This window comes from Rhodobacter sp. TJ_12 (assembly GCF_020023995.1).
In the GTDB taxonomy this organism is placed as follows: domain Bacteria; phylum Pseudomonadota; class Alphaproteobacteria; order Rhodobacterales; family Rhodobacteraceae; genus Rhodobacter.
Genome location: NZ_NRRD01000112.1, coordinates 1 through 502 on the forward strand (window position 1 = coordinate 1; position 502 = coordinate 502).

At 67.1% G+C, this 502-nt stretch carries 1 protein-coding gene; it reads right to left on the minus strand.

The genetic code is table 11. The annotated features are described in order from the left end of the window. On the minus strand, positions 1–502 hold a 502-nt coding region (locus tag CKO11_RS17455), incomplete at both ends, for a hypothetical protein (RefSeq protein ID WP_223641584.1).

Genomic DNA, 502 nt, shown 5'->3' on the forward strand with positions numbered 1-502 from the left:
CTCAGCACTGCGCCGGGCTCCAGATCGGCCAGCGGGCCGCTGGCCACGAAGCTGGTGGCGTCGCGCACCATCGAGACGACCTGGCCGCTGTCCACGCCGTTGATGAAGATGCGCTGGCCGACGGCGATGTCGGTGTTGCCCTCGGTCAGGTTGACGCTGGAGAGGCTCGAGGCGAGCCCGTCCGAGTCCGTCACTTCGATCTTCACGGGGCGGGTGCCCGCCACCGCATTCGGGTTGGTGTTGCTGTAGATCACGCCGCGCAGGACGGTCTCATAGACCTCCGCCGAGGCCATGCCGGTGAAGGTGATGACCGAGCCGGCGGCGGCGGTCGTCACGATGCTGATGCCCACTCCGTTCTGCTGCGCGAATTCCCGCGCCTCCGCCGACAGCGAGAGCCGTTCGTAGATCGTGCCGAACCCGTTGTCGAACAGGCCTTCGGTCATGCTGACCTTGGCGCCCGACATCATCGCGCTGTCGACGTCGCTCAGTTCCAGCGTCGGCA